Annotated in this window: 24 protein-coding genes; 11 read left to right on the top strand and 13 right to left on the bottom strand. The window is 68.2% G+C overall.

Features of this window, described 5'->3' with window-relative positions; all coding sequences use genetic code 11:
* The first annotated feature begins 119 nt into the window (after nt 1-119).
* Nucleotides 120-1,001, top strand: a complete 882-nt coding sequence (locus tag A5780_RS20090) for a hypothetical protein (protein ID WP_064902078.1) — start codon at nt 120-122, stop codon at nt 999-1,001.
* A gap of 6 nt (nt 1,002-1,007) precedes the next feature.
* Here A5780_RS20090 and A5780_RS20085 read toward each other — a convergent pair whose 3' ends face one another.
* Nucleotides 1,008-1,862 (bottom strand): DUF1266 domain-containing protein, encoded by an 855-nt coding sequence (locus tag A5780_RS20085; RefSeq protein ID WP_063910627.1) that lies wholly within the window; start codon nt 1,860-1,862, stop codon nt 1,008-1,010.
* Between the two features lie 122 nt (nt 1,863-1,984).
* Here A5780_RS20085 and A5780_RS20080 point away from each other — a divergent pair, with 122 nt between their 5' ends.
* A complete protein-coding gene (locus tag A5780_RS20080) occupies nt 1,985-2,809 on the top strand; it encodes an alpha/beta fold hydrolase (RefSeq protein ID WP_063009399.1) in 825 nt (274 codons plus the stop codon).
* 22 nt (nt 2,810-2,831) lie between these two features.
* Here A5780_RS20080 and A5780_RS20075 read toward each other — a convergent pair whose 3' ends face one another.
* Together A5780_RS20075 and A5780_RS20070 are read right to left on the bottom strand one after the other, a co-directional pair.
* Nucleotides 2,832-3,695 (bottom strand): hypothetical protein, encoded by an 864-nt coding sequence (locus A5780_RS20075; RefSeq protein ID WP_063009401.1) that lies wholly within the window; start codon nt 3,693-3,695, stop codon nt 2,832-2,834.
* A gap of 136 nt (nt 3,696-3,831) precedes the next feature.
* Nucleotides 3,832-5,136, bottom strand: a complete 1,305-nt coding sequence (locus A5780_RS20070; RefSeq protein ID WP_082976589.1) for a glycosyltransferase 87 family protein — start codon at nt 5,134-5,136, stop codon at nt 3,832-3,834.
* 84 nt (nt 5,137-5,220) lie between these two features.
* On the opposite strand from A5780_RS20070, the gene A5780_RS20065 reads away from it, so the two are divergent.
* The 3 genes from A5780_RS20065 to A5780_RS20055 all read left to right on the top strand — a co-directional run bounded on the left by A5780_RS20065 (nt 5,221) and on the right by A5780_RS20055 (nt 9,357).
* A complete protein-coding gene (locus tag A5780_RS20065; protein WP_064909244.1) occupies nt 5,221-6,585 on the top strand; it encodes a cytosine permease in 1,365 nt (454 codons plus the stop codon).
* Between the two features lie 47 nt (nt 6,586-6,632).
* Nucleotides 6,633-7,742, top strand: a complete 1,110-nt coding sequence (locus tag A5780_RS20060) for a phosphotransferase enzyme family protein (RefSeq protein ID WP_064909243.1) — start codon at nt 6,633-6,635, stop codon at nt 7,740-7,742.
* Nucleotides 7,743-7,830: 88 nt separating this feature from the next.
* The gene (locus A5780_RS20055; protein WP_064909255.1) at nt 7,831-9,357 is read left to right on the top strand and encodes an amino acid permease; all 1,527 of its coding nucleotides are present in this window, start codon (nt 7,831-7,833) and stop codon (nt 9,355-9,357) included.
* On the opposite strand, the gene A5780_RS20050 is transcribed toward A5780_RS20055, so the two are convergent.
* The 3 genes from A5780_RS20050 to A5780_RS20040 are packed head-to-tail and all read right to left on the bottom strand — an operon-like array spanning nt 9,255 to nt 12,407.
* Nucleotides 9,255-9,908: a hypothetical protein gene (locus A5780_RS20050; protein ID WP_063009407.1), complete on the bottom strand. Its 654-nt coding sequence runs from the start codon at nt 9,906-9,908 to the stop codon at nt 9,255-9,257. The genes A5780_RS20055 and A5780_RS20050 overlap by 103 nt on opposite strands.
* Before the next feature lie 11 nt (nt 9,909-9,919).
* Nucleotides 9,920-11,155, bottom strand: a complete 1,236-nt coding sequence (locus A5780_RS20045) for a CdaR family transcriptional regulator (RefSeq protein WP_063009409.1) — start codon at nt 11,153-11,155, stop codon at nt 9,920-9,922.
* 22 nt (nt 11,156-11,177) lie between these two features.
* Nucleotides 11,178-12,407, bottom strand: coding sequence for a CdaR family transcriptional regulator (locus A5780_RS20040; RefSeq protein ID WP_063009476.1), 1,230 nt, complete (start codon nt 12,405-12,407; stop codon nt 11,178-11,180).
* 188 nt (nt 12,408-12,595) lie between these two features.
* Between A5780_RS20040 and A5780_RS40100 the strand changes: the two genes are divergently transcribed.
* The 3 genes from A5780_RS40100 to A5780_RS20025 all read left to right on the top strand — a co-directional run bounded on the left by A5780_RS40100 (nt 12,596) and on the right by A5780_RS20025 (nt 15,558).
* Nucleotides 12,596-13,726 (top strand): triacylglycerol lipase, encoded by a 1,131-nt coding sequence (locus A5780_RS40100; protein ID WP_064902071.1) that lies wholly within the window; start codon nt 12,596-12,598, stop codon nt 13,724-13,726.
* On the top strand, nt 13,723-15,069 hold the full coding sequence (locus A5780_RS40095; protein WP_064909242.1) for a lipase family protein: 1,347 nt from the start codon (nt 13,723-13,725) through the stop codon (nt 15,067-15,069). The genes A5780_RS40100 and A5780_RS40095 overlap by 4 nt, the downstream gene beginning before the upstream one ends.
* A 201-nt stretch (nt 15,070-15,270) precedes the next feature.
* Nucleotides 15,271-15,558 (top strand): hypothetical protein, encoded by a 288-nt coding sequence (locus A5780_RS20025; protein WP_030518181.1) that lies wholly within the window; start codon nt 15,271-15,273, stop codon nt 15,556-15,558.
* A 132-nt stretch (nt 15,559-15,690) separates the two neighbouring features.
* On the opposite strand, the gene A5780_RS20020 is transcribed toward A5780_RS20025, so the two are convergent.
* From A5780_RS20020 to A5780_RS20010, 3 genes are all read right to left on the bottom strand, one after another.
* Entirely contained in the window at nt 15,691-16,332 is a 642-nt protein-coding gene (locus A5780_RS20020; RefSeq protein WP_064909241.1) for a DUF305 domain-containing protein, read from the bottom strand.
* 84 nt (nt 16,333-16,416) lie between these two features.
* The gene (locus tag A5780_RS20015) at nt 16,417-16,950 is read right to left on the bottom strand and encodes a hypothetical protein (protein WP_064909240.1); all 534 of its coding nucleotides are present in this window, start codon (nt 16,948-16,950) and stop codon (nt 16,417-16,419) included.
* A gap of 62 nt (nt 16,951-17,012) precedes the next feature.
* On the bottom strand, nt 17,013-17,603 hold the full coding sequence (locus A5780_RS20010; RefSeq protein WP_064909239.1) for a hypothetical protein: 591 nt from the start codon (nt 17,601-17,603) through the stop codon (nt 17,013-17,015).
* Nucleotides 17,604-17,675: 72 nt separating this feature from the next.
* On the opposite strand from A5780_RS20010, the gene A5780_RS20005 reads away from it, so the two are divergent.
* Nucleotides 17,676-18,827: a class I SAM-dependent methyltransferase gene (locus A5780_RS20005; protein ID WP_064909238.1), complete on the top strand. Its 1,152-nt coding sequence runs from the start codon at nt 17,676-17,678 to the stop codon at nt 18,825-18,827.
* Nucleotides 18,828-18,955: 128 nt separating this feature from the next.
* Nucleotides 18,956-19,807 carry a Bax inhibitor-1/YccA family protein gene (locus A5780_RS20000; protein WP_030518176.1) on the top strand — a complete coding sequence of 284 codons (852 nt, stop codon included), beginning with the start codon at nt 18,956-18,958 and terminating at the stop codon, nt 19,805-19,807.
* Nucleotides 19,808-19,925: 118 nt separating this feature from the next.
* Here the strand turns inward: A5780_RS20000 and A5780_RS19995 are convergent, their stop codons facing one another.
* The 4 genes from A5780_RS19995 to A5780_RS19980 all read right to left on the bottom strand — a co-directional run bounded on the left by A5780_RS19995 (nt 19,926) and on the right by A5780_RS19980 (nt 23,339).
* Nucleotides 19,926-20,261: a DUF1330 domain-containing protein gene (locus tag A5780_RS19995; protein WP_064909237.1), complete on the bottom strand. Its 336-nt coding sequence runs from the start codon at nt 20,259-20,261 to the stop codon at nt 19,926-19,928.
* A 282-nt stretch (nt 20,262-20,543) separates the two neighbouring features.
* Nucleotides 20,544-21,764, bottom strand: coding sequence for an acetyl-CoA C-acetyltransferase (locus A5780_RS19990; RefSeq protein WP_063009423.1), 1,221 nt, complete (start codon nt 21,762-21,764; stop codon nt 20,544-20,546).
* 79 nt (nt 21,765-21,843) lie between these two features.
* Nucleotides 21,844-22,716 (bottom strand): SGNH/GDSL hydrolase family protein, encoded by an 873-nt coding sequence (locus tag A5780_RS19985; RefSeq protein WP_063009425.1) that lies wholly within the window; start codon nt 22,714-22,716, stop codon nt 21,844-21,846.
* A gap of 170 nt (nt 22,717-22,886) precedes the next feature.
* Nucleotides 22,887-23,339 (bottom strand): hypothetical protein, encoded by a 453-nt coding sequence (locus A5780_RS19980; RefSeq protein WP_227462953.1) that lies wholly within the window; start codon nt 23,337-23,339, stop codon nt 22,887-22,889.
* Between the two features lie 106 nt (nt 23,340-23,445).
* Between A5780_RS19980 and A5780_RS19975 the strand changes: the two genes are divergently transcribed.
* A complete protein-coding gene (locus tag A5780_RS19975; protein WP_030518171.1) occupies nt 23,446-24,840 on the top strand; it encodes a cystathionine beta-synthase in 1,395 nt (464 codons plus the stop codon).
* Nucleotides 24,841-25,583 lie beyond the last annotated feature (743 nt).

Here is a 25,583-nt window from a genome sequence, read left to right as displayed (position 1 = left end):
CGAGCATGTTCGCCGGAAACCTCTGATCGGCGTTCGCCGGATACCCGGAACGGCGGGGGTCTCTCGGTAGAATCCGTCCCCGATGAGGTCTCACCGGGTCGGATGGGAAGGATGCGGCAGTGCTGGAGGTGTGGGGGCGTCGGACCGCGGTCAGATATGCCGACGGGCGGATCACCACCACGCCGCTGGGCGTCGACGACGATGTCGCCATGGATGTGCGGGTCTGCGATCTGCGTGACGCCTGCCTCGCCGAGGCCGACAGCGGTGACCTGCTGATCCTGCTGTATTTCCGGGCGCCGGACTATGTGATCAAAGGCGTTGCCACCCGGCGCAATCCGGCGACGATCTTCCTCGAACCCGAGGTGTTCACGCAGGCCGCCACACTGGTCCGCGCGATCGGCGACGATCTGCTCGAGATGCGGCGCATCGTGCGGCAGCGGCCGAATCTGACCCCGCCCCGGCCGGTTCCGGGGCAGTACGGTCCGATCCGTCCAGACGTGTCGCGCGCGGCCGAGCGGATGCGCACCCCGGAAATGTGCGCGCGGGAACTGGCGGCCCTGCACGCCTACGCCCGACCGGACGAATACGTCCTCGAATGCGCACCGTGCGGCCATCGCGGGGCGCCGGGGCTGGTGGTGGTCACCACCCTGCGGCTGCTGTTCGTATCGGCCGGGGCCACCTACGAATTCCCGGTGGCCGCGCTGGATCGCACCGATGTGGCCGCGCCGCCCGGATCGGTGGCGACGCTGCGCGTTTCGGACGGCAACACGGATCTGGAATTCGTCTCCACCGAGGCCGAGGATCTGCTGCGCGTCGACGGTGCCGTGCGGCTGGCCTGCGAGATCGAACATGTCGACGGTTCCATCGTGATGGCGCGTCCGTCGTCGCTGGACCTGTTCGGCGAATGGCAGTTGCTGGTGGAGCGGCGCAAACTCGGCATGGTCGACACCGAGCAGTTCAAATGGGAGGGCATCGGCATTCTGCGCGCGATGCCGCAGTAACCGCCGTCAGTGGAACGGGGAGAGGCCGAATACCGGCGCGCCCGGATGCAGCGCCACCCGCCGCCACGGACTCGACGGACGCATCAGCAGGCCGCGGATCATCCAGCGGCGTTCGTCGACCTGTTCCTTGGCCGCGGCGAGGTCCTGGGTGGCCGCCCAGAAGATGGCGCCGGTGAGGAAGCCGGCCGCGAACTGCCGCCAATTGCGGTAGTGCTGCTGGGCTTTGGCGAGCGCGCGGCCCAGCAGCGTCCACGCCTCGTCCTCGTCCAGATATCCGGCGGTGTGCGCGGCGCGGGCGATGAAGACGATGCGCGAGAGGTCCCAGGCGGTGGCATCGGTGTTGAGCGGTTGCGGTAGCCGGTCGACGATGCCGAATTTGATGGCCTGCAACCAGGCGTCGTAATCGCGGTCGATGCCGTTGACGCCACGGTAGCCGCGCACCTCGGACACGGTGTGCAGGAATTCGCGGTGGCTGTCGGCGAGGCCGGTGCGGTCGACGCGGGTGGTGTCCTGGGCGGCCGCGGTCGCCAGCGGATGCACCATCGCGAACAGCGGTGCGTGCATCCCGCTCAGCAACCGGCCGATGGTGTCGCGCGCATCCTCGGCGTTGTCGACACCCCACGATTCGTGCAGGCCCTCGATGGTGGATTCGCGCCGGGTCTCCGAACTTCCGGGGTGTTCCGGCTGGAAGGCGACGGTGTCGTTGTAGGAGCTCCAGCTGCGGCCGTAGTACGCCCCGATCGCCAGCGCCCGGATGCGATCCTCGCCGATCGCGACACCCGACCATTTGTCCGAGCCGGGATCGAAATCCGAACTCGGAAATCCGCTGACGCGCGGAAGTCCGTGCGGTCCGGCGACCATCGTCACCACTGCACCCCCTCGCCCGTGAATACTGTCCGTGCGAGCCTACCGACCGGCCCCGCCGGAGCTCGTGAACCCATCGCGTACTTTCGAACCGAACCCGGCCCGCGAAGGAGTAGGACATGCAGACCGTGACGTCGCAGGACGGCACCACCATCGCCTTCGACCGGATCGGTTCCGGCAGTGCGGGAACCGTCGTGCTGATCAGCGGCGCTTTCGGTTATCGGCAGGTCCCCAACACCGTCGAGCTGGCGCAGGCGCTGGCCGAGAACTACGGCCTGCGCGTGCTCAACTACGACCGGCGCGGGCGCGGCGACAGCGCGGACTCGCCGGGGGTCTACGACAGCGCCAACGAGATCGCCGACATCCGCGCGCTGGTCGAGGCCGAGGGCGGATCGGCCGCCCTGTTCGGCTGGGGCTCGGGCGCGATCCTGGCACTGCTGGCCGCGCGCTCGGGCGCGATCACGGGAATCACCGACGTGGTCGCGTTCGAACCGCCGTTCGTGGTCGACCCTAAGGATCACGTGCCGCCCAAGGACGCGGAGGAGAAATTGCGCGAGCGCGTCGCGGCAGGCAAGCGCAGCGGTGCGGTCCGGTACTACATGACCAAGGTGATGGGTGTGCCGGGGCTGGTCGTCGCGGTCATGCGGATGTCGTCGGTGTGGAAGAAGCTGGTCGCCACCGCCGATTCGACGGCCCACGATTTCGCTGTGCTGAAACCGTTTTCGCGCGGTGAGACCATTCAGCCGGAAGACTGGGCCGCGCTCACGGCGCCGACCCTGCTGCTGATCGGCGATCGTTCCGCCCCCGCGCTCACCAAAGGGGCCAAGAAGATGGCCGAGGTGCTCCCGAATGCCGAATTGCGGGAGCTGCCCGGCGTGAGCAACGATCCGGTCGCCGCCGAACTGGCCCCGGCGATCGGTGAATTCCTCACGCGCACACGGTGATCGGCGCGGCCACGACGACCGGCTAGGGGATGCTGGCGGGTGCTCGCACGACCCGCCCGCCCAGGCGTTCGGTCACCTCGAAACCCTGCTCGCGGAACCAGCGCGCCAGGATCGGGACCGCCGAATCGTCGTCGCGGAACGTGGGGACCAGCTGCGCGACGATATGCATGCCGTGGGCGTCGGCGGTGCGGCACAGATGGCGCAGCGTCGCGGTGCCCAGGCCCATCCGGCGCAGCGGCGGAATCACATCGATGTGATCGAGTTTGACGGTGCTGGCATAGATTTCGAACTGGACCGCGACCGGTCCCTGATCTCCGGCCAGCGTCGCCGGATCCGCCGGCACCGGGCGCACCTCGCCGGGCAGGTGCACGACGAGCCGGCGTCGCGCCTCGTCGTCGGGCGCCATGCGGACGGCTTGCACCACGCGATCGGTGATATCGCTGACGGCCGTGCGGTCACCGTCGGCGGCGAGCGGACGGATATCGGTGGTTCTGCGCGCTGTTTCGCGCAGGGTGCGCACCCAATGCGGATCGGCCTTGCCGTAGCGCTCGGCGAGCTGACCGATGGTGTGCTCGAGTCCGAAACAGCCACCGAAGGTTCCGGTGTCGCCGCCCGACAGCACGCCCCACCGACGGTCGTCGGCCCCGACGCAATGTCGCGCCAGTTCGGCGCGGATCTCGTCGCGGCGGCGTTCGGCCTGATCGACCGCCGCGCCGGGCAGAATGCGCAGCCAGCGTTTCCATCCGTCGAGATTGGCGCGGATCCGGGTACCGGCGAGATCGGCGCAAGCCTGCTGGTAGTTGCTCCAGGCTTGCTCTCGTCGCTGGATCAGCTGCCGATCCGGGCGGGTGGGATCACCGTCCGCGGTCGGCGTGTTGTCGTCCATATTTATCTACGGTACGACGGAAGTGCAGGGTGACCGGGGTGTTGGGAAATCGCCGGTGGTGTGTCGCCGACGCCGGGTGGCAGGCGGCGGAGGATGCCTCGGAGATTTACCGATCGATTGCGCCCGGCGTGTCGGCTCAGGACTCGGTGGGCACCTTGGTGCGCAGCGAACGCAACGACACGGGCAGCAGCGGTTCTTCCGTCGTGGACCGCGGTGCGGTGACGACATACAGGGCGACCAGCAGCACGCTCAGCCACACATAGGTGTCGCCGACCAAATGCTGCCACGGCGTCCAGGCCAGTTCGCGGTTGTTGTCGCCGGGTTCCCAGTTCTGCGGGCCGATGGTGAACACGACCGCGGTCGCGATGATGATCGCGTACCAGATCATCGCCGACCGGCGCGGCAGCCGAGTCGCGACGCCGACGGCGGCCAGCAGGCCCGGCGCGATCCAGACCCAGTGGTGCGACCACGAAATCGGCGAAACCAGCAGGGTGAAGACGGCATTGAACGCCAGGGCCAGCGCCGGATCGGCGACCGCGCGCCGCATCGCCGCCACCACCAGCACCAGCAGCGCCAGACTCAGCAGCGCCCACAGGGCGGTGAAGGCCGGTTCGGGGACCTGGAAGCGTGACAGCACGCCCTGAATCGACTGATTGGTCCGGAAAGCCGACCCGCTGAGGCCCGAGACATTGCCCATACCGCCGAACCAGTACTTCACCGATTCGTGCGGCATCAGGGCGAACGCGATGCCGGTGGCGACGGCACCGGTGATCGCCGCGGTGAGCGCCGAGCGGTAGTCGCGGCGAACCAGGAAATAGAGGACGAAGGCGGCCGGGGTCAGTTTGATCGCCGCGGCGATGCCGACCAGGACGCCGCGCGGCCAGCGGGTGCGTTTGGGCAGGCAGTCGGCGGCGACCAGCACCATCAGCAGCAGATTGACCTGCCCGAAATCCAGTGTCGAATGCACCGGTTCCAGCAGCATGCCCAGCGGAATCGCGCAGGCGCTGGCCCACAGAACCACCTCGGTGCCGCCGCTGCCCCAGACCCGGCGGGCCACCAGATAGAGCGTGATCGCCAGCGCCAGCGTGGAAACCACGAAGAAACTGATCGCCGCGGCGTTCCACGGCAGCAGTGCGAACGGGCCGAGCGCCACCGCGGCGAAGGGCGGATAGATGAACGGCAGACTGATCCCGAGCGTGGTTTTCGGCAGACTGCCGTACATATCGGCGCCGTCCCACATCGCCTGCACGCCCAGGCGATACACCTGGAGGTCGATGAATTCGCGCTTGATCGGCTGCAGGGGCCAGCTGGGCCGCAACAGCCAGAACACGCTCAGGGCGACCAGCAGTACCGGAACCAGCCAGACGAGCCGACCGATGCGGTGGGCTCCCGGCATGCGAGGTCCCGACAGCGGCCGGGCGGATGTGGAGACGCTAACCATCCGGGACGAGGTTACCGACTGCGGGCGCCGGAGCGAAGCTGGGGGCGAATTTCCACCGGAGGCACCCGATAGCATGAATTCGCTATGACGACTCTGCCCGAGCAGCCGGGAGACCGCTCGGCCGAGGCCCCGCTGCTGCTGACGAACGCTCCGCCGCGCACCCTGTCGTTCGGTGATCAGGCCGCGTTCTGGGCCAACCTGGGCGTGAGCCTGATCGGCTTCACCGGAGCCTTCTACGTGCTGCAACCGGCCGGCCATCCCCAGTTGCCGGTCACGGCGGCGGTCCTCGCCACCGCGGTGGGAACCGTGCTGGGCACCGCGATGGTGGCGGCCGCCGGCGCGGTGGGCGCGCGCACCGGCGCGCCGGCGATGGCGAACTTCCGCGGACTGTTCGGCACCCGGCTGTCGTATGTGCCGACCGTGGCCAACATCGTGCAGTGCATCGGGTGGGGTGTGTTCGAGCTGACCGTGATCGCGGGCGGGGTCGCGGCGCTCACCCACGGGAATCTGCCGCACGGTGCGGTGATTGTCGGGGCCGGTGCGTTGTGTACGGCGATGGCGATCTGGCCGTTGAACGTGCTGCGCATTCTGCGCAAGTACGTGACGGTCGCGGTGGCGGTGGCCATGGGCTGGTTCACGATTCAGTTCCTGCGCCAACCGCTGCAGCCGGTGACCGGTACGTCGTGGAGCGGATTCTTCCCCGGCGTCGATACCGCGCTGGCGGTGGCGGTGTCGTTCGTCCCGCTGGCCGCCGACTACACCCGCCACGCCCGCGGCGCTCGCGCCGCTACCGGGGCCACGATGGCCGGCAATTCGATCGCGCAGACCTGGTGCTATCTGCTCGGCATCGTCGCGCTACTGCAGGCCGGCGGTGATCCGGACCGGATCTTCGACACCTTCCTCGGCGTCGCGGCCGGATGGCTGTTCTTCGCGGTGCTCGTGCTGCGGGAATCGGATCAGTCGTTCGCCAATGTGTATTCCACCGCGATGTCGCTGCAGAATCTGCTGCCGCGGGTGGATCGGCGCTTCCTGGCCGCAGCGGTGGGTGCGCTCGCGACCGTGCTGGCGCTGGGGGTGCACGACTTCACCGGTTTCTCGAATTTCCTGCTGCTGATCGGATCGGTGTTCGTCCCGCTGTGCGCGGTGCTGGTGGTCGACTTCTTCCTCGGTCGCGGCCGTCGTGGGTGGGATCTGTCCGAGAACGCTCCCGCCCGTCCGCTCCTGCTGGTGCCGTGGCTGCTGGGCTTCGTCGTGTACCAGGTGCTCAATCCGGGATCGGTGGATTGGTGGGCGCGGATCTGGCTGCGGGTGCAGGACCTCGTCGGTGTGCATCCCGGCTGGTGGTCCTCCGCCTCGCTGTACTCGTTCCTGGCCGCGGCCGCCTGCACCGGTGTGCTGGCCCGTCTCGAACGGCTGCCCGCCCGGGCCGAGCCGGAGCGGACGTCCTGAGCCGGGCGGGAGACGAGTCCGCGGAGACGGGCGATCAGGTCTTCGCGATGGGCGAAAGTGGGTCGGCCGCACCGGCATTCTCCCCGCTGACTCCCGGCGAGCTGGGAGATCTGTTCGCCGAGCCCGGCGCGACACCCGTGATCGAATGGCGCAGCCGGCGGCCGTTGTCGTCCACGGCCCGGGTGCGGCTGGGTGACGGAACGCAAGTCGTGGTGAAGCGGATGCCTTCGGCGCTGCGCGATCCCGGGACCCTCGCCCCCGAACACGCCTTCATGAATCATCTTCGAGCACAAGGCATTCCGATTCCTCGCGTGCGGGCGACCGAGCGCGGCGAGTTCACCTACGAAATCCAGGAACTCGGGGCAGGCGAGGACCGGTACCGCGACGACTTCTCGTGGAGCCCCTATCACTCGGCCGCCGATGCGGCCGCGGCCGGAGCGATGCTCGCGCGCCTGCACCTCGCCGCGGTGGGATTCGAGGCACCGGAGCGCCCGCCGCATCCGTTGCTGGCCGGGCTGTGCACCGATCCGGTCGCGGCCGTCGACCGCTACGTCGCCGCCCGCCCGGAGGTCGGCCGATTCCTGGCCGCCGAGCCACACCCGGACGCGGGACGGTCGCAGGCCGGACCGCCGGTGGATCTACCGGGCGCGACGGATGCCCCCGCATCCGAACTCGCCGCCGCGGTCGCGACGTTGCCCCCGCTGTGGACGCACAACGATTGGCACGGCACGAATCTGCTCTGGTCGGACGGCGGGGTCACCGCCGTCGTGGATTTCGGCCTGGCGAACCGGACCGTGGCCGCCTTCGATCTCGCCACCGCGATCGAACGCTTCGCTGTCGACTGGCTCTCGATCGCCGCGGGCGGCCCGGCCCGGGTGCAGGCCGGGCAACTGGGCGCGTTCCTGCGGGGTTACTGCGAGATCAGGCCGCTGCATCGGGTGGAGCGCGAGGTCCTGCCCGACCTCTTCCCGCTCGTGCACATCGTCTACGAATTGTCCGAAATCGATTACTTTCTCACGATTCCGCCTCGTCGGCAGGTGCGCAATGCCCGGATCGCTTACCGTAACTACTTTCTCGGTCGCTCGGTTTGGGCCGCATCGGCCGAGGGCAAGGCCTTCACGACCATGTTGCGACGACTGACTGCCGAGTGCTGTTAGGTTGCTGTCTGCGGGTCACGGGGGATCGGTGACAACGGAGGAGACGGGTGTGGCTGAGCCGACACCAACGCAGAACACGGCCGGATCGGTGCCGAACCCCCGGCGGGGTGGTCTGCTGCGAACCAAATCGGTCGAACAATCGATCCGGGATACCGATGAACCCCATTCCAAACTCCGCAAGGATCTGACCGCCTGGGATCTGACCGTCTTCGGTGTCGCCGTGGTGGTCGGTGCGGGCATCTTCACGCTGACCGCGCGCACGGCCGGCAATGTGGCGGGGCCGTCGGTCTCGCTGGCCTTCGTCTTCGCCGCCGTCGCCTGTGGACTCACCGCCCTGTGCTACGCCGAATTCGCCTCCACCGTCCCCGTCGCGGGCAGTGCCTACACCTTCTCGTACGCGACCTTCGGCGAGCTGGCGGCGTGGATCATCGGCTGGGACCTGATCCTCGAATTCGCCCTCGCCGCATCGGTTGTCGCGAAGGGATGGTCGCAGTATCTGGGTGAGGTGATGGGCTCGCGCTCGCCGATCGTGCATTTCGGGTCGGTCGAATTCGATTGGGGCGCGGCCCTGTTGATCGTCATCCTGATGGTGCTGCTCGTGATCGGCACCAAGGTGTCGTCGCGGGTGTCTGCGATCGCGGTCGCGATCAAACTGTCGGTGATCGCTGTGGTGATCGTGGTGGGGCTGGCCTATTTCGAGCCGTCGAATCTGAAGCCCTACATTCCGCCGTCTCAGCCCAGCAGTACCGGGGAGGGCCTGCACCAGACACTGTTCCAATGGCTGACCGGCGCCGGTGACAGCAACTTCGGATGGTACGGACTACTGGCCGCGGCCAGCCTGGTGTTCTTCGCGTTCATCGGATTCGATGTCGTGGCCACCACCGCGGAGGAGACGAAGAATCCACAGCGCAATGTGCCGCGCGGAATCCTTGGCTCGCTGTTGATCTGCACCATCCTGTATGTGGCCGTGACGCTGGTGCTGACCGGCATGGTGCCCTACACCGAGCTCGCCGGCAACGACGCCACCCTCGCCACCGCGTTCAAACTGCACGGGGTCACCTGGGCCAAGAACATCATCTCCGTCGGCGCGCTGGCCGGTCTGACCACCGTGGTGATGGTGCTGTATCTGGGCCAAACCCGCGTGTTGTTCGCGATGTCGCGCGATGGCCTGCTCCCGCGTCGCCTGGCCCGGACCGGGCGCTTCGGCACTCCGGCTGCGCTCACCATCGGCGTGGGCACGGTCTGTGCCGTGCTAGCCGGATTCGTGCAGTTCGGCACGCTCGAGGAAATGGTGAACATCGGCACGCTGTTCGCATTCGTGCTGGTGTCGGTCGGTGTGATCATCCTGCGGCGCACCCGCCCCGATCTGCCGCGCGGATTCCGGGTGCCGCTGGTGCCGCTGATCCCGATTCTCGGTGTGCTGGCGTGCCTGTGGCTGATGTTGAATCTGTCGGTGGAGACCTGGTTGCGATTCCTGATCTGGATGGTGATCGGGTTGGTCGTCTATTTCACCTACGGTGTGCGGCATTCGGTGCTGCGCTCGACACCGATCTCCGACACTCCCGCGGCGGCGTCCGAAGGCCGAGCTACCGAGGGCCGAGCTACCGAAGGCTGACTTTCCGGGGGCTGGTCATCCGGAGGCTGGGCACCCGCAGACGCTGCGAAGGCCAGGGCGCGGGCTCGATCGAGCTGGTCGATCACCACCTCCCAGGCGGGGTGCCCGGCATCCGGCGCGTCCAGCAGATCGCGATGGATACGCAGCAGCGTGCGGGTGGCCTCGGCGGTATGCGCGGCCGCCTGCAGCGCGGGGGCCGACGGCACGGTGGTGAAGTGCAGTCCCGCGATCCGATGGGCGAGCCAGTACGCCTCGAAATGCGCCTGGGCGCAATGCTCCTCGCGTTGTTCCCGATCGTCGGTGGCGTAGGTCGCGGTGCCCGGCCCGGCGGCGCGGGCCCGTTCCTCGAGTGCGGTGAGATCGGGAGCGCCGGTCAGGGAGTGGCGTAGATCATCGCCCATCATCCGGTACAGCAAACCGGCGAGCAGGGCGTGTTCGACCGCTGCCGAATCGGTTCCGGACATTTCCGAAATACGGGCTTGCTCGGCGGCTTCGTCGGTATCGGCGCGGAGCACCGCCAGCGCGGCCCGCAATTGCGCAGTGGTAGCCATCGCGAGACAGGCTACCTCCTAGCAAACGTTTTGCCCATACCGTCCGGCGAATGATCCGCGAGGTCCGCCACGGGCGGTCCCTCGGCGTCCCGATACGTGCGCGCGACCAGTGCGGCGCGCAGATACCAGAGGCCGCTCGGCTGCGAGGGATCCAGTCCGGTGAGCTGACCGATCCGTTTGAGCCGATAGTCGACGGTATTGGTGTGCACCTGCAACTGCCTGGCGGTGCGGCGGCGGGACAGGCCCGTGGCCATGTGCCGCCGCAGGGTCTCGAGCAGATCCGGGTGGTCGTCGAGCGGATCCAGCAGTGTCCCCAGCCGTTCCAAACCCGGTCCGGGACGGGTCAATTGATATTCCATCGCCAGATCCGCGAAGCGGTACAGCCCGGGCGGGCTGGCCAGCCGCAGCACGGTGTCGAGCAGTTCGTGCACGCGGTCGGCGGCCGCGGAGATCTCCTCGGTGGGCGTCGCGAGCGCGGTGGCGGTGAGCCCGACCTGCGCCGCCTCGGACAGTTCGGCGATCAGCTCGTCGAGTTCGTCCTCGCCGAACATCGCCTCCGGGACCAGGATCGTGCCGCCGTCCACGCTGAGCAACGACAGCACCCGCCCGCCGCTGCGATTGGCCAGTGCGGTCTGCAACCGGCGCAGTTTGCGGCGCGCCACCACTTTCCCGTCCACGTTGGGATGGGATTCGTCGGGGTGCGGCGGAATGCTCATCGCCACCACGACATACGCGGGTTCGATCTCGATCCCGCTCGCCCGGGCCATCGTCGAGGTGGGGTGCCCGGCCAGCAGCGCCGAGACCAGCGTGTGCACCGCGGTGTGGTGTTCGGTGACCGCGGCCTGATGTTCGCGCACATAGGCCAGTGCGACCGCGGGGGTGATGGTGTCGAGAATCCGCAGCAGCAGCTGCGCCGGATTCTCGGGCCGCTGCTTCGGATCGGTCTGGGTGAGCAGCAGATCGAAGGCCAGCCGGAATCCCTCGTGCACCGCGTGGTGGACGGTATCGATCGGAATGCCCTCGCGTGCCCAGTTCGCGGCCGCGCGCTGCAGGCGCCCGACCTTCTCGTCCGGCTGCCGGCCCTCGAGGATGTCGACGGTCAGTTCCAGGCAGACCCTGGTCACCGCGGTGATGTCGCCGTGCAGGGCGTCGCCGGGCAGTGTGGAGCACGGGGCCACATGTTCGGCGAAATGCCCGACCAGTTGGCGGGAGAGCACCCGGACGTCGTGGCGGGGGCGGGCGTTCATCGTCGTACTACCTTCTCACTGCTCAGGAGGTGACCGGCCGGGCGGGCGCCGGACGCAATCGATGGGCGACCAGCGCCGCGGACAGCAATCGCGATCCGTTCGGATCGCTCGGGTCGACGCCGGTGAGTTTCTCTATGCGGCGCAGCCGATAGCTGAAAGTGTTGGGGTGGATGTGGATTTCGGCGGCGGCGGCCTTGCGATCGGAGCCGTGGCGCAGATGCGCGTCGAGCGTCTCCATGAGATGCGGTGCCCGGCGCAGCGGTTCGATCCGTTCGGCCAGCCGGTCACGAGCCACCCCGGGCCGCGTGAGCTGATACTCCAGCAGCAGATCGTCGAGTCGGTACATCCCGGTCGGCCGCCCGGACATGCGTGCCAGCTGGGCCACCTCCGCGGCCTGATGCGCCGCCTCCGGCACGGATTCACGCCTGGTGCACGGGGTTTCGGCGACGAGGACATCGGCGCCGAACTGTTCGGCGAGTTCGGTTGCCAACTCCGCGCCGGCGCTCTCCGGCCACTCGCGAACGCCGGGGAGCAGCACGACCGCGGTGTCCCCGTCGAAGGTGTGCAGCGCGGTCGGCCCCGCCACCCGATCCAGAACGCGCTGCAGGATGCGGATGCGGCGGCGGACAACGAGATTCGCGGCCGCGGCGGGTTGCGGATCGGTGCGCACCTGGACGGCCAGCACCGAATACCGTTCGGCCAGCGCGGTATCGGCGCGCGCCGCCTGCTCCTCGGCGGGCTGTCCGCCCACCAGCGCCGCGCACAGGGCGCGCTTGGCCTCCCGTTCCGGATGGTAGATCGAGTGTTCGACCGCCGCATAGCCCTCGACCGTGATCAGGTTGATGTGCATGAGCAATTCGAGTGTGCGCGAACCGAACTCGATCAGCTGGTCGACATCCGCGGGCTCACTCAGCGCCACCGCCTCCTGCAGTACCTGCTGGGCGGAGCGGTGGACCGCCTCCATCAGCAGCGGCAGCGGCAGCCGATCCTCCGCATGCCGCTCGATCACCGGTTGCACGAAGGCGGCGACCTCGTCACGGGTGAATTCCCGCTGCTGCGCCATGGCGTGCAGGAAGGCGTGCGCGCATCCGTAGATGGCCGGGAGCACCTCGACGAAATGGTCCGCGGGCAGATCTGCGGCCGATGCGGACGTACCCAGTCCGGAGGCCAGGACGCGTTCGGCGAACTGCGGCAGGCGCTCGAGGATGCGCACGGCGAGACTCGAGGGCGCGGAATTCACGGCAACCGGCATGCGCCGATTGTCGCGGGCCACATGGATTGCGGCAAGAGGTCGCGGCGCCGCGACCGGAATTCGTTTCCGGCCACAAATCCCGCCAGCGGATCTGTGTATCCGAGTGCAGTGACTTTCCCGCCGCTGCCGATGAGGCTGAATGTGGGCCGCCGAAAACGATTTCCGGTGTGCCGGCAGGGAAGGCAGCAATGAAGCTTCGACATCGAATCCCGGCGCTCGCCGCGCTGATCTGCGCGGCCGTCATCGGTTCCGGAACCGCGACCGCGGCGCCGCCGGACACCCCGGAAACGCAGCTGGCCGATCTGATCGCCGCGGGTCTGCATCCCGCCGCGGACGGCGATGTGCCGCAGCCGATCCTGGACACCGGCAGCAGTTCCGGTTCCGGCGGCCGGGTCGGCAGCCACGCGAGCGAAGCGGTGGGGGAAGGTCCCGAAATGACCTCCTACCTGGCCGCATTCGGATACGGGCTCACGCATCCGGATGCCGCCCCGCCGGGCGCGAATCGCTGGGATTGTGTACCGAGCGCCGACCATCCGAAGCCGATCGTGCTGGTGCACGGCACCTGGCTCAACGCCTACGACAGTTTCGCTTATATGGCGCCGAAACTCGCGCGGGCCGGCTTTTGTATTTTCGCTTTCAATTACGGACGGTCCGGTCTTCTCGACGGCGGTGGTCTCGGTGCGGTACTTCCCGGACGTTATGCGGTCGGGCCGATCGAGGATTCGGCGTGGCAACTGGCCGCCTTCGTCGACCGGGTTCGGGCTACCACACATTCCGATCGCGTCGACATCGTCGCGCATTCCCAGGGGGCGCCGGTAGCCGATCAATATCTGAAATTCGACGGCGGCGCCGAAAAGGTCGGACAGCTGGTCAGTTTCGGCGGCACCCATCACGGAACGACATTGCTGGGCATGGCCACACTGGGGCGGATCATCACGAATCTGGGTATCGATATCCTCGGCTTCTACCGTCCGCTGGTCGGCCCCGCGAATATTCAGCAGGCCGTCGGCTCGCCGTTTCTGAACCAGCTCAACCTCGCCGGCGACACCGTGCCCGGCGTGGCGTACACCGTGGTGGCCTCCCGCTACGACGAGGTCATGAATCCGGTGGAACTGGCACTTCTGCGTGCCGGTCCGGATGCCACCGTCGACGACATCACCCTGCAGGACGGCTGCGAACAGGATCTGTCCGATCACCTGACGATGATGTATTCCCCGCGGGCGCTCTCGATCGCGCTGCACGCTCTCGATCCGCAGCGGTATCCGACACTGAGCTGCAGCTTCAACCCGTGGCTGGTCGGCGGCGGGGGTGGATTGTGAGCGGCCGGCGGCCGCAGCCGCCGCGCCCGGACGCCGACCCCTTCCATCGGGCTCCGGAAGGTTTCGAGGCGCAGCCGGCGGGCGCCATCCTGCGCAGCCGGGTCGTGGAGCTGGCGGCCTTCGGTGTCGTGCCACTGCGAATGTCGGTCTGGCAGCTGCTCTATCGCACGAGCGATCTGAACGGGACGGCCGAGGCTGCGGTGACCACGGTGCTGCTGCCCCGGGACTGTGCGCCCGGGCGGCCGCTGGTCTCCTTCCACTGTGCGATCGATGCCGTTGCACCGCAGTGCTTTCCGTCCTACGCGCTGTGGCGCGGCGCCCGGGCGATCGGAGCGATTCCGCAGCTCGAACTTCCCTTGATCGCGGCGGCGCTGGATCGGGGGTGGGTGGTCTCGGTGCCCGACCACGGCGGTAGTGAGGGCCGCTTCGGAGTGGCGCGGGAGCCGGGACACCGCGCGCTGGACGGTATCCGGGCGGCGCTGAATTTCGTTCCACTGGGCTTGAATTCGGGCACACCGATCGCCCTGTGGGGATATTCCGGCGGCGGCCTCGCCACCGCCTGGGCGGCCGAGCTCGCGGAAACCCATGCGCCCGAACTGAATATCGTCGGCGCCGTGGCCGGCTCACCGGTCGGGGATCCCGGGGCGGCGTTCGAGCGCCTGAACGGCACGGTATTCGCCGGATTCGCCATGGTCTTCACGGCGGGGCTGCGTCGCGGCTATCCGGATCTGGATACCGCGCTGCGGGCGGCGCTGCAGCCTCGTTATCTGGCGATGCTGGCCGAAGCCGAAGTGTCGGCGACCTTTCCGCTGCTGGCCCGGCTCGCCCGCCGCGACGTCGGGCGCTACGCCGCGGGCGGACTGCCCGGTCTGCTGGATACCGCGGCACTGCGCACGGTTCTCGCGGATATCCTCCCCGGCCGCCGGGCGCCGCGCATGCCCATGCTGATCGTGCAGGGTGTCCACGACGAGGTGATCGCCGTCGACGACGTCGATGCCCTCGTGCGGCGCTACGAAGCGGCCGGGGCGGATATCGGCTATCTGCGCGACCGGCTCAGCGCGCATCTGCCGCTGGAATTCCTGGCCATCCCGGTGATGGCCGACTGGCTCGCCGACCGGTTCGCCGGACGTCCGACGACTCCCGGGACGCGCACGGTGTGGTCGGTCGCGGGGACCCGGCGCGCGCTGGCGGGGCACCGGCGACTGGCCGCGTTGAGCGTGCGGCTGCTGACCGGGCGTCCGATCCGGGGTGCGGCTCCGGTCGACGCGGCCGAGGGTGTCGAGGTCGGTGCGGCTCGCTCCCGGCCCGCCTCGGTCGCGCGGAGCGGCCGGTCGCGACCATGATCGTCGGCGGACCGGTCAGTTGACCTGGAACCGCAGGTGGCGGCCGCTTTCGCGAATGCGGTGTGTCCGGCTGCGGGCGAGGCGGCCGGTGCGGTTCAATTGGATCTGTTTGACGAGTTGTCACTGCATGCTCTGCGCTCCAACCGGCATCACCTCAGTACCGGCATCACCTCAGCATCCGAGAGGACAACGAACGTGAGCATGGTTCTCGCCGTACACGATATGTACACCACCGTGCTGGCTCAGGTCGGCAACCCCACGCCGGAAACTCCGCCGGCCGCGGACAAACTGCTGAAGCTGGTCCGCTACTTCACCTGGTTCGTCCTGCTGTCCGGCGTCACCGCCATCACCTACGGTGGCGGCCGCTTCGCCTGGGAGAAGTGGAACGGCGGCGGGCTGGAGTCGCCGAAGATGGTGGCCGGCGCGATGATCGGCGGTGGCGTCGCGACCAGTGCGGGCACCATCATGAACGCCGTCATCGGCAGCTGACCGCCCCCACCCACGCGGGCGTGCCGGATAGCCGGCACACCCGCATGCGTGTGGTTTCCGAGCTCGTCCGCGAGCCACCGTCGAACCCGCGAGCCGAACGGCCGGCGAGCCGAACGGCGCGACCGCGGGCGATCAGTTCTGCCCGAGCATCCCGCGCATCTGCTGAATCTCGGCCTGCTGCGCGGTGAGGATGTTGTGCGCCAGCGCCTTCGCGTCGGCATTCGTGCCGTCGGCGAGCTCGGTATTCGCCATATCCACCGCGCCCTGATGGTGCGCGATCATCATCTGCAGCCACATCCGGTCGAAATCGGCGCCGGAGGCGTCGCGCAGCTGGGTCATCTGCTCGGACGTCATCACGCCGTTCATCGGATGGTTCATGGTCGCCTGTGGAGCGGGCTTGCCGAAACTGTGCAGCAGCGCGGCGAACTGCTCCATCTCCGGGGCCTGCGCCTTTTCCACATTCGCGGCCAGGGTGATCAATTCCTGATTCTGCGACCGGCCGGGCACCAGCTTCGCCATCTCCACCGCCTGCGCGTGATGCGGATACATCATCGTCAGGAAGCTGACGTCGGCGTCGTTGTAGTCGGTGCGGGTCGCGGTGGACGGTGCGCTGTTGTGATTCATCCCGGGCATGTCGGCCATCGGCGAATGCGACGACGTGGCCGAGGGCGACGGGTTCGAATCGCCGGAGTTGTCGCTGCTGCAACCGGCGACGATCAGGGCGGCCGCGGCGAGGGCGGCGGCCGGCAGCATGCGGAGACGAGAAGTGAACATGATTGTGCTCCTGGGGAATTGAGATGGGCGAGGACCTGTCGTGCCGGTATCCGCGCGCGTTCGCACGCCGATCCGGCGGGCCGGTCAGATCCGCAGAATCGCCAATTCGGCCAGGGAGAGCACGGTCCACGGCGGTGGTCGCGTCCGGCGGCGCAGCCTGAAACGCGCGAGGCGCCCGGCGCCGAGTATCCGAGCGGCGCCGAGCCAGGCGATCACCGCCAGGCCGAGGGCCAGCGCAAGGGTCACCAGCACGAAAACGCAGGCGTGCATACCGGCGTGGGTGGTGCAGCCGTCACAGTCGGAACCGTCGGCTATCGCGGCGGTGCGCATCGGCGCGGCCTGCGATCGGTCCGCGGCCGGGGCTTGCTCGTTTCGGGCGGCCGCCGCGACTCCTCCGGGTGCTGTGACGGCCGGGAAGTGGCTGCCGTGCGGCATCGGCGAAATACCCGGGGCGGCAAGCGAATTCGCGACAGCGGGCGAAGCTACCGCCGGCTCGACGGCGGCGGCCATCGCGTGCCCGGTGGAGAAGACCACCGCGTGCATGACGGCGACGCCGATCAGCAGGGTCAGCACACCGAGCACCCGGACGAATCCGGGCGCGCGACGGAGGCGACCCATGGCGAGCACGGCCCCATTCTACGCATCCCTCGGTTACCCCCGGGCGGTATGGGTGGCGAAGATCATCCGGTCGCGATGTCCACGACCAATCGCACGGGCCGGTCCAGGGCGGTCACCGAGAACGGCGGCCGGTCGGCGTTCACGCCGATGAACGATTGTGTGGTGCCTTCGTAATCCTGGGCCCCGTAGACACCGGCGATGCCCGGCGCGCTCGGATCGGTGGCCGGGTTCGGGCCGCTGTAGGGCGCCACCCCGCTGTCCCAGGGATAGGCGGTGCCCAGGATCTGCACCTCGAGGATGGAGGTGCCGGCGATCTGCAGTTCCCGGCCGCTGCCGTTCTGCACCGCGCGATCGGTGTATCGCACATTCCATCCGGGCGCCCCGCCGGTGCCGCCGAACTGGTACACCACCCGGTCGTAACCGTCGTGGTGGCCGATGCGCACATCGGTCACGGTGAGCCGGGTGTCGGTGGCCGGGTCGGCCTGCTGCGGTGAGGTTCCCGAGGGCGGCGCCTGATCGGGTTCCGTGGTCGCCGTGACCGCCCCGGTCGTGGGCGGCATCGGCGTTCGAGTGGCCGGAGTGGAGTCGCCGTCCGAGCAACCCGCCAGCAGTACGAGCCCGGCGACCATCGTCAATGCCAGCCTGTTACGCATGGGGCCGATGGTATGCCGTCGGGCGCCAGGGGTCGTGGTGACGACACGGCAACGGTCTAGCACACTGTAGGAATGCTGGAGGTCGACGACATACTGAGCCGATTGCGGCGCTATCCGGATGTGGAAGCGGTAAACCTCTACGCCGTCGACGCGGCGGACCGACTGATCCTCGACACGGCCGCGGATGTGCTCGCGGCGGCCGGACCGGGGCGGGTCGCGGTGATCGACGACTGTTACGGCGCACTGACTCTCGGCGCGGCGGTCGCGCACGATGTGCGCGACATCCGCGTCCACCAGGATCTGCTGACCGGTGAACAGGCGCTGGCCAACAATGCCCGCGCGATGGATCTGGCCGACCGCTACACCTCGCACGATCTCGGCCCGGAACTGCTCGAGGGGGTCGGCGTCGTGCTGTTGCGATTACCCCGCATGCTGTCCGGGCTCGCCGAGATCGCCGAGACGATCGCGCGATACGCTGATCCGGAGGTCACCGTGATCGCCGGGGGGCGCGACAAGCATCTGACGCCGGCGATGAACGACGTACTGGCGGAATACTTTTCGAGTGTGCAGGCCAGCCGGGGCCGGCAGAAGTCGCGGACGATCACGGCGACCGGGCCGAAAACGCCGGGAGCGCCGCAGTTTCCGCTGCGTGACCACCTCGACGAACTCGCCCTGCAGGTGGTGGCGCACGGTGCGGCCTTCTCCGGGCCGCGGCTCGATATCGGCACCCGCTTCCTGCTCGAACACCTCGATCGGATGAAACCCGACGCGCGCGAGGCGATCGATCTCGGCTGCGGCACCGGCATACTCGCCACGGCCCTGGCCAAGGCGCGCCCGCACATCACGGTGGTCGGAACCGATCAGTCCGCGGCCGCGGTCGCCTCGGCCCGGGCCACCGCCGCCGCGAACGGCGTCGGCGATCGGGTGACCGTGGTCCGCGACGACGCGATGGCGGCGGTGGGCGACCACAGCGCCGATCTGGTGCTGTGCAACCCCCCTTTCCATGTCGGCGCCGCGGTGCACACCGGCTCGGCGATCAAGATGTTCTCCGAAACCGGGCGGGTGCTGCGCCCGGGCGGGGAGCTGTGGACCGTATACAACAGCCATCTCAACTATCGCGGCGTCATGGACCGCCTGGTCGGCAAGACCGATGTGGTCGGGCGTAATCGCAAATTCACCGTGACTCGGTCCGTGTGTGGCCTGCACACCGCCCGGCGGGAGTAGATTACGGGCAGTACAGTCTGATATGTCCGATTTGATGTCCGGTTCGGGAACTTGCTCCCGGAGCGGATCGTTGGATACTCAGACGGACACGACGGACGTGGACCGCTACTTCGGAAAGGCACGGGACCTTGCGCACCACAAGTAACCCGATCTTCAAAAATTTGCCGCAACAACAGGGCGGTGGATACGCGGGATTCGGTTCGGCGGCAGCGGGCGCCGGGCAGTTCGCGCAGTACGGACAGCAGAGCCCGTACGGTGTCCAGCAGCCGTATCAGCAGGCGCCGGCCACCCGGCCGATGACGATCGACGATGTCGTCACCAAGACCGGCATCACCCTCGGCGTCGTCACCATCGCCGCGATCATCGCCTACGGTGCGACCGCGGCCAACCACGCGCTGGCCCCGCTGTTCGTGATCGTCGGTGGTCTGGTCGGCTTCGTGCTGGTCATGGTCGCCACCTTCGGCCGCAAGCAGGACAACAAGGCCATCGTGCTGAGCTACGCGGCCGCCGAAGGCTTCTTCCTGGGCGCGCTGTCGTTCATGTTCACCAATGTGGAATTCGGTGGCGTCGGTGGCGGCGGTCTGATCGCCCAGGCGGTACTGGGCACCTTCGGTGTGTTCTTCGGCATGCTCGTGGTCTACAAGACCGGAGCCATCCGGGTCACCCCGCGCTTCACCCGCATGCTCGTCGGCGCCATGATCGGTGTGATCGTCCTCATGCTGGGCAACCTGATCGCCGCCTTCTTCACCCCCGGCGGCTTCGGCCTGCGCGACGGCGGCACCGTGGCGATCATCTTCAGCCTGGTCTGCATCGCGATCGCGGCCTTCAGCTTCCTGCTCGACTTCGACGCCGCCGACCAGCTGATCCGCGCCGGTGCGCCGGAGAAGGCCGCGTGGGGCGTCGCCCTGGGCCTGACCGTCACCCTGGTCTGGCTGTACCTGGAGATCCTGCGCCTGCTGAGTTATCTGCAGAACGACTGATCCCGCGCCCGACAGCGGGCCCGAACACCGACGAGGTGGCTGCCACACCGGCAGCCACCTCGTCGCGTTTCGGAGGTGTCGGAGATCTCCGCGCGCGGGCCGTGCGCCGCGGCGACATTCAGGCGAGCAGTTCGGCCGGGAGCACATCGGTGGCGACGTGGTCGTCACCGCAGTGATCGGCCAGAACCGCGACTCCGCCCGCGTTGTTCAGTCGCAGCGGCAGGATCTCCAGATATTCCGGCGAGGCGTACCAGGCTTGTGCCGCCTCGTAATCCGGGAATTCGATGACGATCGCGACGGCATCCGTGGGCCCTTCGGCGACCAGCTGCCGGCCGCCGTGCACGATGAACTTCCCGCCGAACGGCGCCAGCGTCCCGTCGATCCGGCGCAGATACTCCACGATCTCGGCGTTGACACCCACATCGTGCAGGTGGGCCACAGCGTAGGCAGGCATCTCGAACTCCTCGAACCGAGTTGTGTTGACGCCATTGATATTTCCGCGCCGGAGGCCGGAGAACGATTACCCGCCAGGTAATGCGCGCCGAATCCGGGCCGCCGGGCCAAAACGCGAATCGGCCGGTCCCCACCTTTCGGTGCGGACCGGCCGACTGATTTCGTCAGAACATGGGTAACTCATCGGGCACGCCCAGAGGCCACCTCAGCACTCACCGCCGCCCCGCAACGCAAATCTCGCGGCACCCACTCGTCCGCTGAATTGTCGGAGAGGCGGGGGAGATCAGCTCAGGCGCTCGATGACCATGGCCATGCCCTGGCCACCGCCGACACACATGGTCTCCAGACCGAACTGCTTGTCGTGGGTCTGCAGGTTGTTGATCAGGGTGGCGGTGATGCGCGCGCCGGTCATGCCGAACGGGTGGCCGAGGGCGATGGCACCGCCGGAGACGTTCAGCTTGTCCAGGTCCATGTTCAGCTCACGAGCCGAGCCCAGCACCTGCACGGCGAAGGCCTCGTTGATCTCGTAGAGGTCGATGTCGTCGATGGTCTTGCCGGCGATCTTCAGCGCCTTGCGCACGGCCTCGATCGGGCCCAGGCCCATGATCTCCGGCGACAGACCGGACACACCGGTGGACACGATGCGCGCCAGCGGGGTCAGGCCCAGCTCCTTGGCCTTGGTGTCGCTCATGATGACCAGCGCCGCGGCACCGTCGTTGAGCGGGCAGGCGTTACCGGCGGTGACGGTGCCGTCGGGACGGAAGACCGGCTTGAGCTGCGAGATCTTCTCGTAGGTGGTGCCGGGGCGCGGGCCGTCGTCGGTGGAGACGACGGTGCCGTCGGGCAGCGTCACCGGGGTGATCTCACGTTCGAAGAAGCCGGCCTTGATGGCCTCCTCGGCGCGGTTCTGCGAGCGCACGCCCCAGTGGTCCTGGTCCTCGCGGGAGATGCCGGTGAACTGGGCGACGTTCTCGGCGGTCTGGCCCATCGCGATGTAGACGTCGGGCAGATCGCCACCCTCGCGCGGGTCGGTCCAGCCGCCGGAGCCGCCCTCGGCGCGCTTGACGGTACGGGCCTCGGCCTCGGCGAACTTCTCGTTGTGGGTGTCCGGCCAGCCGTCGGAGGTGCCCTTCGGGAACCGCGACACGGTCTCGACACCGGCGGAGATGAACACGTCGCCCTCACCGGCCTTGATGGCGTGCAGCGCCATCCGGGTGGTCTGCAGCGACGACGAGCAGTACCGGTTCAGGGTCACGCCGGGCAGGAAGTCGTAGCCGAGCTGGGTGGCGACCACCTTGGCCATGTTGAATCCGGCCTCGCCGCCGGGCTGTCCGCAGCCGAGCATCAGATCGTCGATGTCGGCGGGGTTCAGCGCCGGAACCTTGTCCAGGGCAGCGCGGACCATCTGGGTGGCGAGGTCGTCGGGACGCATGGTCACCAGCGAACCCTTGCCTGCGCGGCCGATGGGGGAGCGGGCGAACGAAACGATGACGGCCTCTGGCATGAGGACTCCTTATATCGAGGTCGCCGAATCGGTCAGCCGACCGTTTCGGTACAGGGGTACGACAAATTCAACCCCGAATCTACGTCGCCGCCGTGTGGCTCGGAACACCCGGTCGGGACTGATCCCGTTCATCGAGTTCGCGCAGCAGTGCCGGGAGCAGATGCCGGGCCGCCAACGCGTACCCGGCCGGCGAGGGATGGAACCCGTCGGCGGAGAAGAGCACCTCCGGGGTGCTGCGGAAGTCGTGGCCGAGCAGATCGCCCATCGCGACGGGGGTGCCACCGGCCGAACGGACCGCACCGACCTGGGCTCGGGCCAGCCGCGCGCTCCAGCGGTGCACGACCGTGCTCAACGGCTGCGGGATCGCGGCCACGGTGCCGAGATCCGGGCAGGTACCCACCACCACGACGGCGCCCGCCTCGTGCAGGCGTCCGACCGCGTGCCGCAGCCGCTGCGCCGAACGCCAGATCGAATGTTTCTTGGTGACGTCGTTGGCGCCGACCAGGATCACCGCGGCGTCCGGCGGCGGGCCCGCGATGAACATGGCGTCGACCTGTCCGGCCAGCCCCTTCGAGGTGGCTCCGGATATCGCCTTGGTACTCAAGCGAATTCGCCATCCGGTGGCATCGGCCAGACCGCGGGCCACCAGGACGCCGGGTACCTGTTCGGCGTCGGCGCAGCCCACTCCGGCGGCGGTCGAATCGCCGAAGATCATCAGATGCAGGTCGAACGGCACGCCCGCGCGCCACGGTTGCGGGGCCCCGCACTCGCGGGTGTACACCCCGTCGGCCTCCGGAGGCTTGGAGGTGTCGCGGCCGATCACGGTGCGCGCCGCGCGGGCCTGTGACATCAGCAGGCGGTAGGTCGCCCAGCCCGCGGTGCCCGCCCCCGAGCCGACCGCCACCCCGGCGGCCGCGCTCGCCGCGACGGTTCGCCACGTCCTGGAAGCCACCCGCCAACCTCCCGTCTCGCGTCCGACGCTGTCACCGACCGGACCCTCCGCGGCGGGCTTCGCGCCCGCGGCGGTGCGAATCCGGTGTGGCCGCAGGGGGCGCTCCCGGTCCGGTCCTACCGATTATGCGGCGCGTGTGACGCGCCGACCAGGGACGGGTCCGGTGCGGGTCAGAAAACGTCGAATGCGCCGTGTGCGGGAATGTTGAGGTTGTTGGTGGTGACCGTGACCTCGATATGACCCGGTCCGGTGTTCTGGAACTCCGCGTACAGGATGCTGCCGTAGATACCGGAGACGACGTTCAACCGGTACTCGCCGGCCGCCCCGGTGTTGGTGTTGCGCCACGCGACCGTGGTGTCGACGTTGCACAGCGGGGCCAGCGGATACTGTCCCGGGCCCACACCCTGGATCGCCAGGGCCTGGACGTTGAACACCGCCCGCCCCGGCCAGTCGGGACTGGTATCGACCCAGGTCCGGATATTGCCCCCGCACAATCCGCCGTAGAACACACTCGGCGTTTGGGGGAATTCGACGGTCTGTGCGCTGGCCGAGGCGGACGCGATGGTGGTCACGGCCCCGACGGTCGCGGCCACGACGGCGGCGGCGCGAGCTGTCTTCGGCATCCTCACGCCCCGCATACTAACCGCAGCGTTATCGCCTCGCTGGATCAAACGCAGCGCTCGCCGTACCAAACGCAAGTCGTCCGCCCGGCTCTGCGACGATGTAGCTATGCGTATCGCGAACCACGTCGTCGACCTGATCGGAAATACCCCGCTCGTTCGGTTGAACTCTGTGGTGGGCCCGAACTCCGGGGTGGTGGCCGCGAAGATCGAATATCTCAACCCGGGCGGCAGCTCCAAGGACCGCATCGCGGTGAAGATGATCGACGCCGCCGAGGAGCAGGGATTGCTGAAGCCGGGCGGGACCATCGTGGAGCCGACCTCCGGTAACACCGGGGTGGGGCTGGCCCTGGTCGCCCAGCAGCGCGGTTACAAATGCGTCTTCGTCTGCCCGGACAAGGTCAGCGAGGACAAGCGCAACGTGTTGCGCGCCTACGGCGCCGAGGTGGTCGTCTGCCCGACCGCGGTGCCGCCGGAGCATCCGGACAGCTACTACAGCGTCTCGGACCGCCTCACCCGTGAGATCCCGGGTGCGTGGAAGCCCGACCAGTACTCCAACCCGGGCGGCCCGGCCAGCCACTACGAGACCACCGGTCCCGAGATCTGGCGCGACACCGAGGGCACGGTCACCCATTTCGTGGCCGGTGTGGGCACCGGCGGCACCATCACCGGTGCGGGCCGGTATCTGAAAGAGGTGTCCGGCGGCAAGGTCAAGGTCATCGGCGCCGATCCGGAGGGGTCGGTCTATTCCGGCGGCACCGGCCGGCCGTATCTGGTCGAGGGCGTCGGCGAGGATTTCTGGCCCTCGGCCTACGACCCGTCGGTGCCCGACGAGATCATCGCCGTCTCCGACGCCGACAGCTTCGAGATGACCCGCCGCCTCGCGCGCGAGGAGGGGCTGCTGGTGGGCGGTTCCTGCGGTATGGCGGTGGTCGCGGCGCTGCGGGTGGCCGAGCGCGATCCGGACGCGGTCGTGGTGGTGCTGCTGCCCGACGGTGGCCGCGGTTACCTGTCGAAGATCTTCAACGACAACTGGATGAGCTCCTACGGCTTCCTGCAGACCCGGCTCGACGGCAGCACCACCGAGCCGACGGTCGGCGACGTCCTGCGCGGCAAGTCCGGCGCGCTGCCGGATCTGGTGCACACCCATCCGCAGGAGACGCTGCGCGACGCGATCGAGATTCTGCGCGAATACGGGGTCTCGCAAATGCCGGTGGTCGGCGCCGAACCGCCCGTGATGGCCGGCGAGGTGGCCGGCAGCGTCACCGAGCGCGATCTGCTGTCGGCGGTGTTCGAGGGCCGGGCGCATCTCACCGATCCGGTGTCGAAGCATATGAGCCCGTCGTTCCCGCTGATCGGCTCCGGCGAGCCGGTGTCGGCGGCGACCAAGGCGCTGGAATCCACCGACGCGCTGATGGTCGTCGAGGACGGCAAGCCGATCGGCGTCATCACCCGCCATGATCTGCTCGGCTTCCTCAGCGGGGCGGGTCTGCCCACACACTGATCCCGTTCGGCAGCCAACTGCCGAGTTCGCCCAACAGCACAGTTCGCCACGATCACCCGGCCGCGCACGCGAGCCGGGTGATCGCGTTTCCACGTGCCCCGGGGCGCGGGCGCCGGATCTGCCGGCCGTTCACCGTGCCGCGCCGCCCGCGGACTCCCTCCGAGGGCAACCGATCGGTCCGCAAACCTTGACTATCGACTGCATCACGGCGGGGGTTACGAAGCGTTATCGATCGTTACCGAACAGTTGCCAAAGGCTCAAAAAAGCGGACAAAACACCCTCAAACGCAACGACACTCGTTATTTTTCTGTGATGCGCAGCACGTGCCCGTGAGGCATGGATTCCCAGGTCAGCGCTATATAGCAAGTTGCAATCGATGCGAAACGCGAGTAGGCGCGCCGTCTGTTCATTTTCAGTTCAGTTTACGTTTACCTACCGCAACCATCCTGTGACCTCGTTGGTTGTCAGACGCGAGTCTGAGTCAGTAGCCGGATCGTCATCCGAAAAAAGCATGCAGTGCGCGAGGTGAGTCCCACAGGGGCCCGCCCTGGTCCAGTGCTGCCTGCCGCAGGCCACCGAGGCCGACACACAGTAGGGAAGAACATCGAATGTCGAAGACCACGACAAGCAGTAGAGCCAAGGCGGTCGCGCGTACCGCCGGATCAGCCACCCTGGCCCTCGCCGCTTTCGCCGCCATCACCTCCGCCGGTGGCCACAAGACCGACGATGTGAAGCCGGCCGCG

Source organism: Nocardia sp. 852002-20019_SCH5090214, assembly GCF_001665865.1.
GTDB classification, from domain to species: domain Bacteria; phylum Actinomycetota; class Actinomycetes; order Mycobacteriales; family Mycobacteriaceae; genus Nocardia; species Nocardia nova.
This window is presented reverse-complemented; position numbering and strand designations above follow the sequence as displayed.

What these genes read in the sequence shown, in the direction of transcription:
- A5780_RS20015 (WP_064909240.1), bottom strand. Translation starts at nt 16,950, where the DNA reads ATGGGTCGCCTCCGTCGCGCGCCCGGATTCGTCCGGGTGCTCGGTGTG.
- A5780_RS20065 (WP_064909244.1), top strand. Translation starts at nt 5,221, where the DNA reads ATGACGACTCTGCCCGAGCAGCCGGGAGACCGCTCGGCCGAGGCCCCG.
- A5780_RS20080 (WP_063009399.1), top strand. Translation starts at nt 1,985, where the DNA reads ATGCAGACCGTGACGTCGCAGGACGGCACCACCATCGCCTTCGACCGG.
- A5780_RS19995 (WP_064909237.1), bottom strand. Translation starts at nt 20,261, where the DNA reads ATGCCTGCCTACGCTGTGGCCCACCTGCACGATGTGGGTGTCAACGCC.
- A5780_RS19990 (WP_063009423.1), bottom strand. Translation starts at nt 21,764, where the DNA reads ATGCCAGAGGCCGTCATCGTTTCGTTCGCCCGCTCCCCCATCGGCCGC.
- A5780_RS40100 (WP_064902071.1), top strand. Translation starts at nt 12,596, where the DNA reads ATGAAGCTTCGACATCGAATCCCGGCGCTCGCCGCGCTGATCTGCGCG.
- A5780_RS20050 (WP_063009407.1), bottom strand. Translation starts at nt 9,908, where the DNA reads ATGGCTACCACTGCGCAATTGCGGGCCGCGCTGGCGGTGCTCCGCGCC.
- A5780_RS19980 (WP_227462953.1), bottom strand. Translation starts at nt 23,339, where the DNA reads ATGCCGAAGACAGCTCGCGCCGCCGCCGTCGTGGCCGCGACCGTCGGG.
- A5780_RS20085 (WP_063910627.1), bottom strand. Translation starts at nt 1,862, where the DNA reads ATGGTCGCCGGACCGCACGGACTTCCGCGCGTCAGCGGATTTCCGAGT.
- A5780_RS20005 (WP_064909238.1), top strand. Translation starts at nt 17,676, where the DNA reads ATGCTGGAGGTCGACGACATACTGAGCCGATTGCGGCGCTATCCGGAT.
- A5780_RS20010 (WP_064909239.1), bottom strand. Translation starts at nt 17,603, where the DNA reads ATGCGTAACAGGCTGGCATTGACGATGGTCGCCGGGCTCGTACTGCTG.
- A5780_RS20025 (WP_030518181.1), top strand. Translation starts at nt 15,271, where the DNA reads ATGGTTCTCGCCGTACACGATATGTACACCACCGTGCTGGCTCAGGTC.
- A5780_RS20075 (WP_063009401.1), bottom strand. Translation starts at nt 3,695, where the DNA reads ATGGACGACAACACGCCGACCGCGGACGGTGATCCCACCCGCCCGGAT.
- A5780_RS20070 (WP_082976589.1), bottom strand. Translation starts at nt 5,136, where the DNA reads ATGGTTAGCGTCTCCACATCCGCCCGGCCGCTGTCGGGACCTCGCATG.
- A5780_RS19975 (WP_030518171.1), top strand. Translation starts at nt 23,446, where the DNA reads ATGCGTATCGCGAACCACGTCGTCGACCTGATCGGAAATACCCCGCTC.
- A5780_RS20045 (WP_063009409.1), bottom strand. Translation starts at nt 11,155, where the DNA reads ATGAACGCCCGCCCCCGCCACGACGTCCGGGTGCTCTCCCGCCAACTG.
- A5780_RS20040 (WP_063009476.1), bottom strand. Translation starts at nt 12,407, where the DNA reads ATGCCGGTTGCCGTGAATTCCGCGCCCTCGAGTCTCGCCGTGCGCATC.
- A5780_RS20060 (WP_064909243.1), top strand. Translation starts at nt 6,633, where the DNA reads ATGGGCGAAAGTGGGTCGGCCGCACCGGCATTCTCCCCGCTGACTCCC.
- A5780_RS20020 (WP_064909241.1), bottom strand. Translation starts at nt 16,332, where the DNA reads ATGTTCACTTCTCGTCTCCGCATGCTGCCGGCCGCCGCCCTCGCCGCG.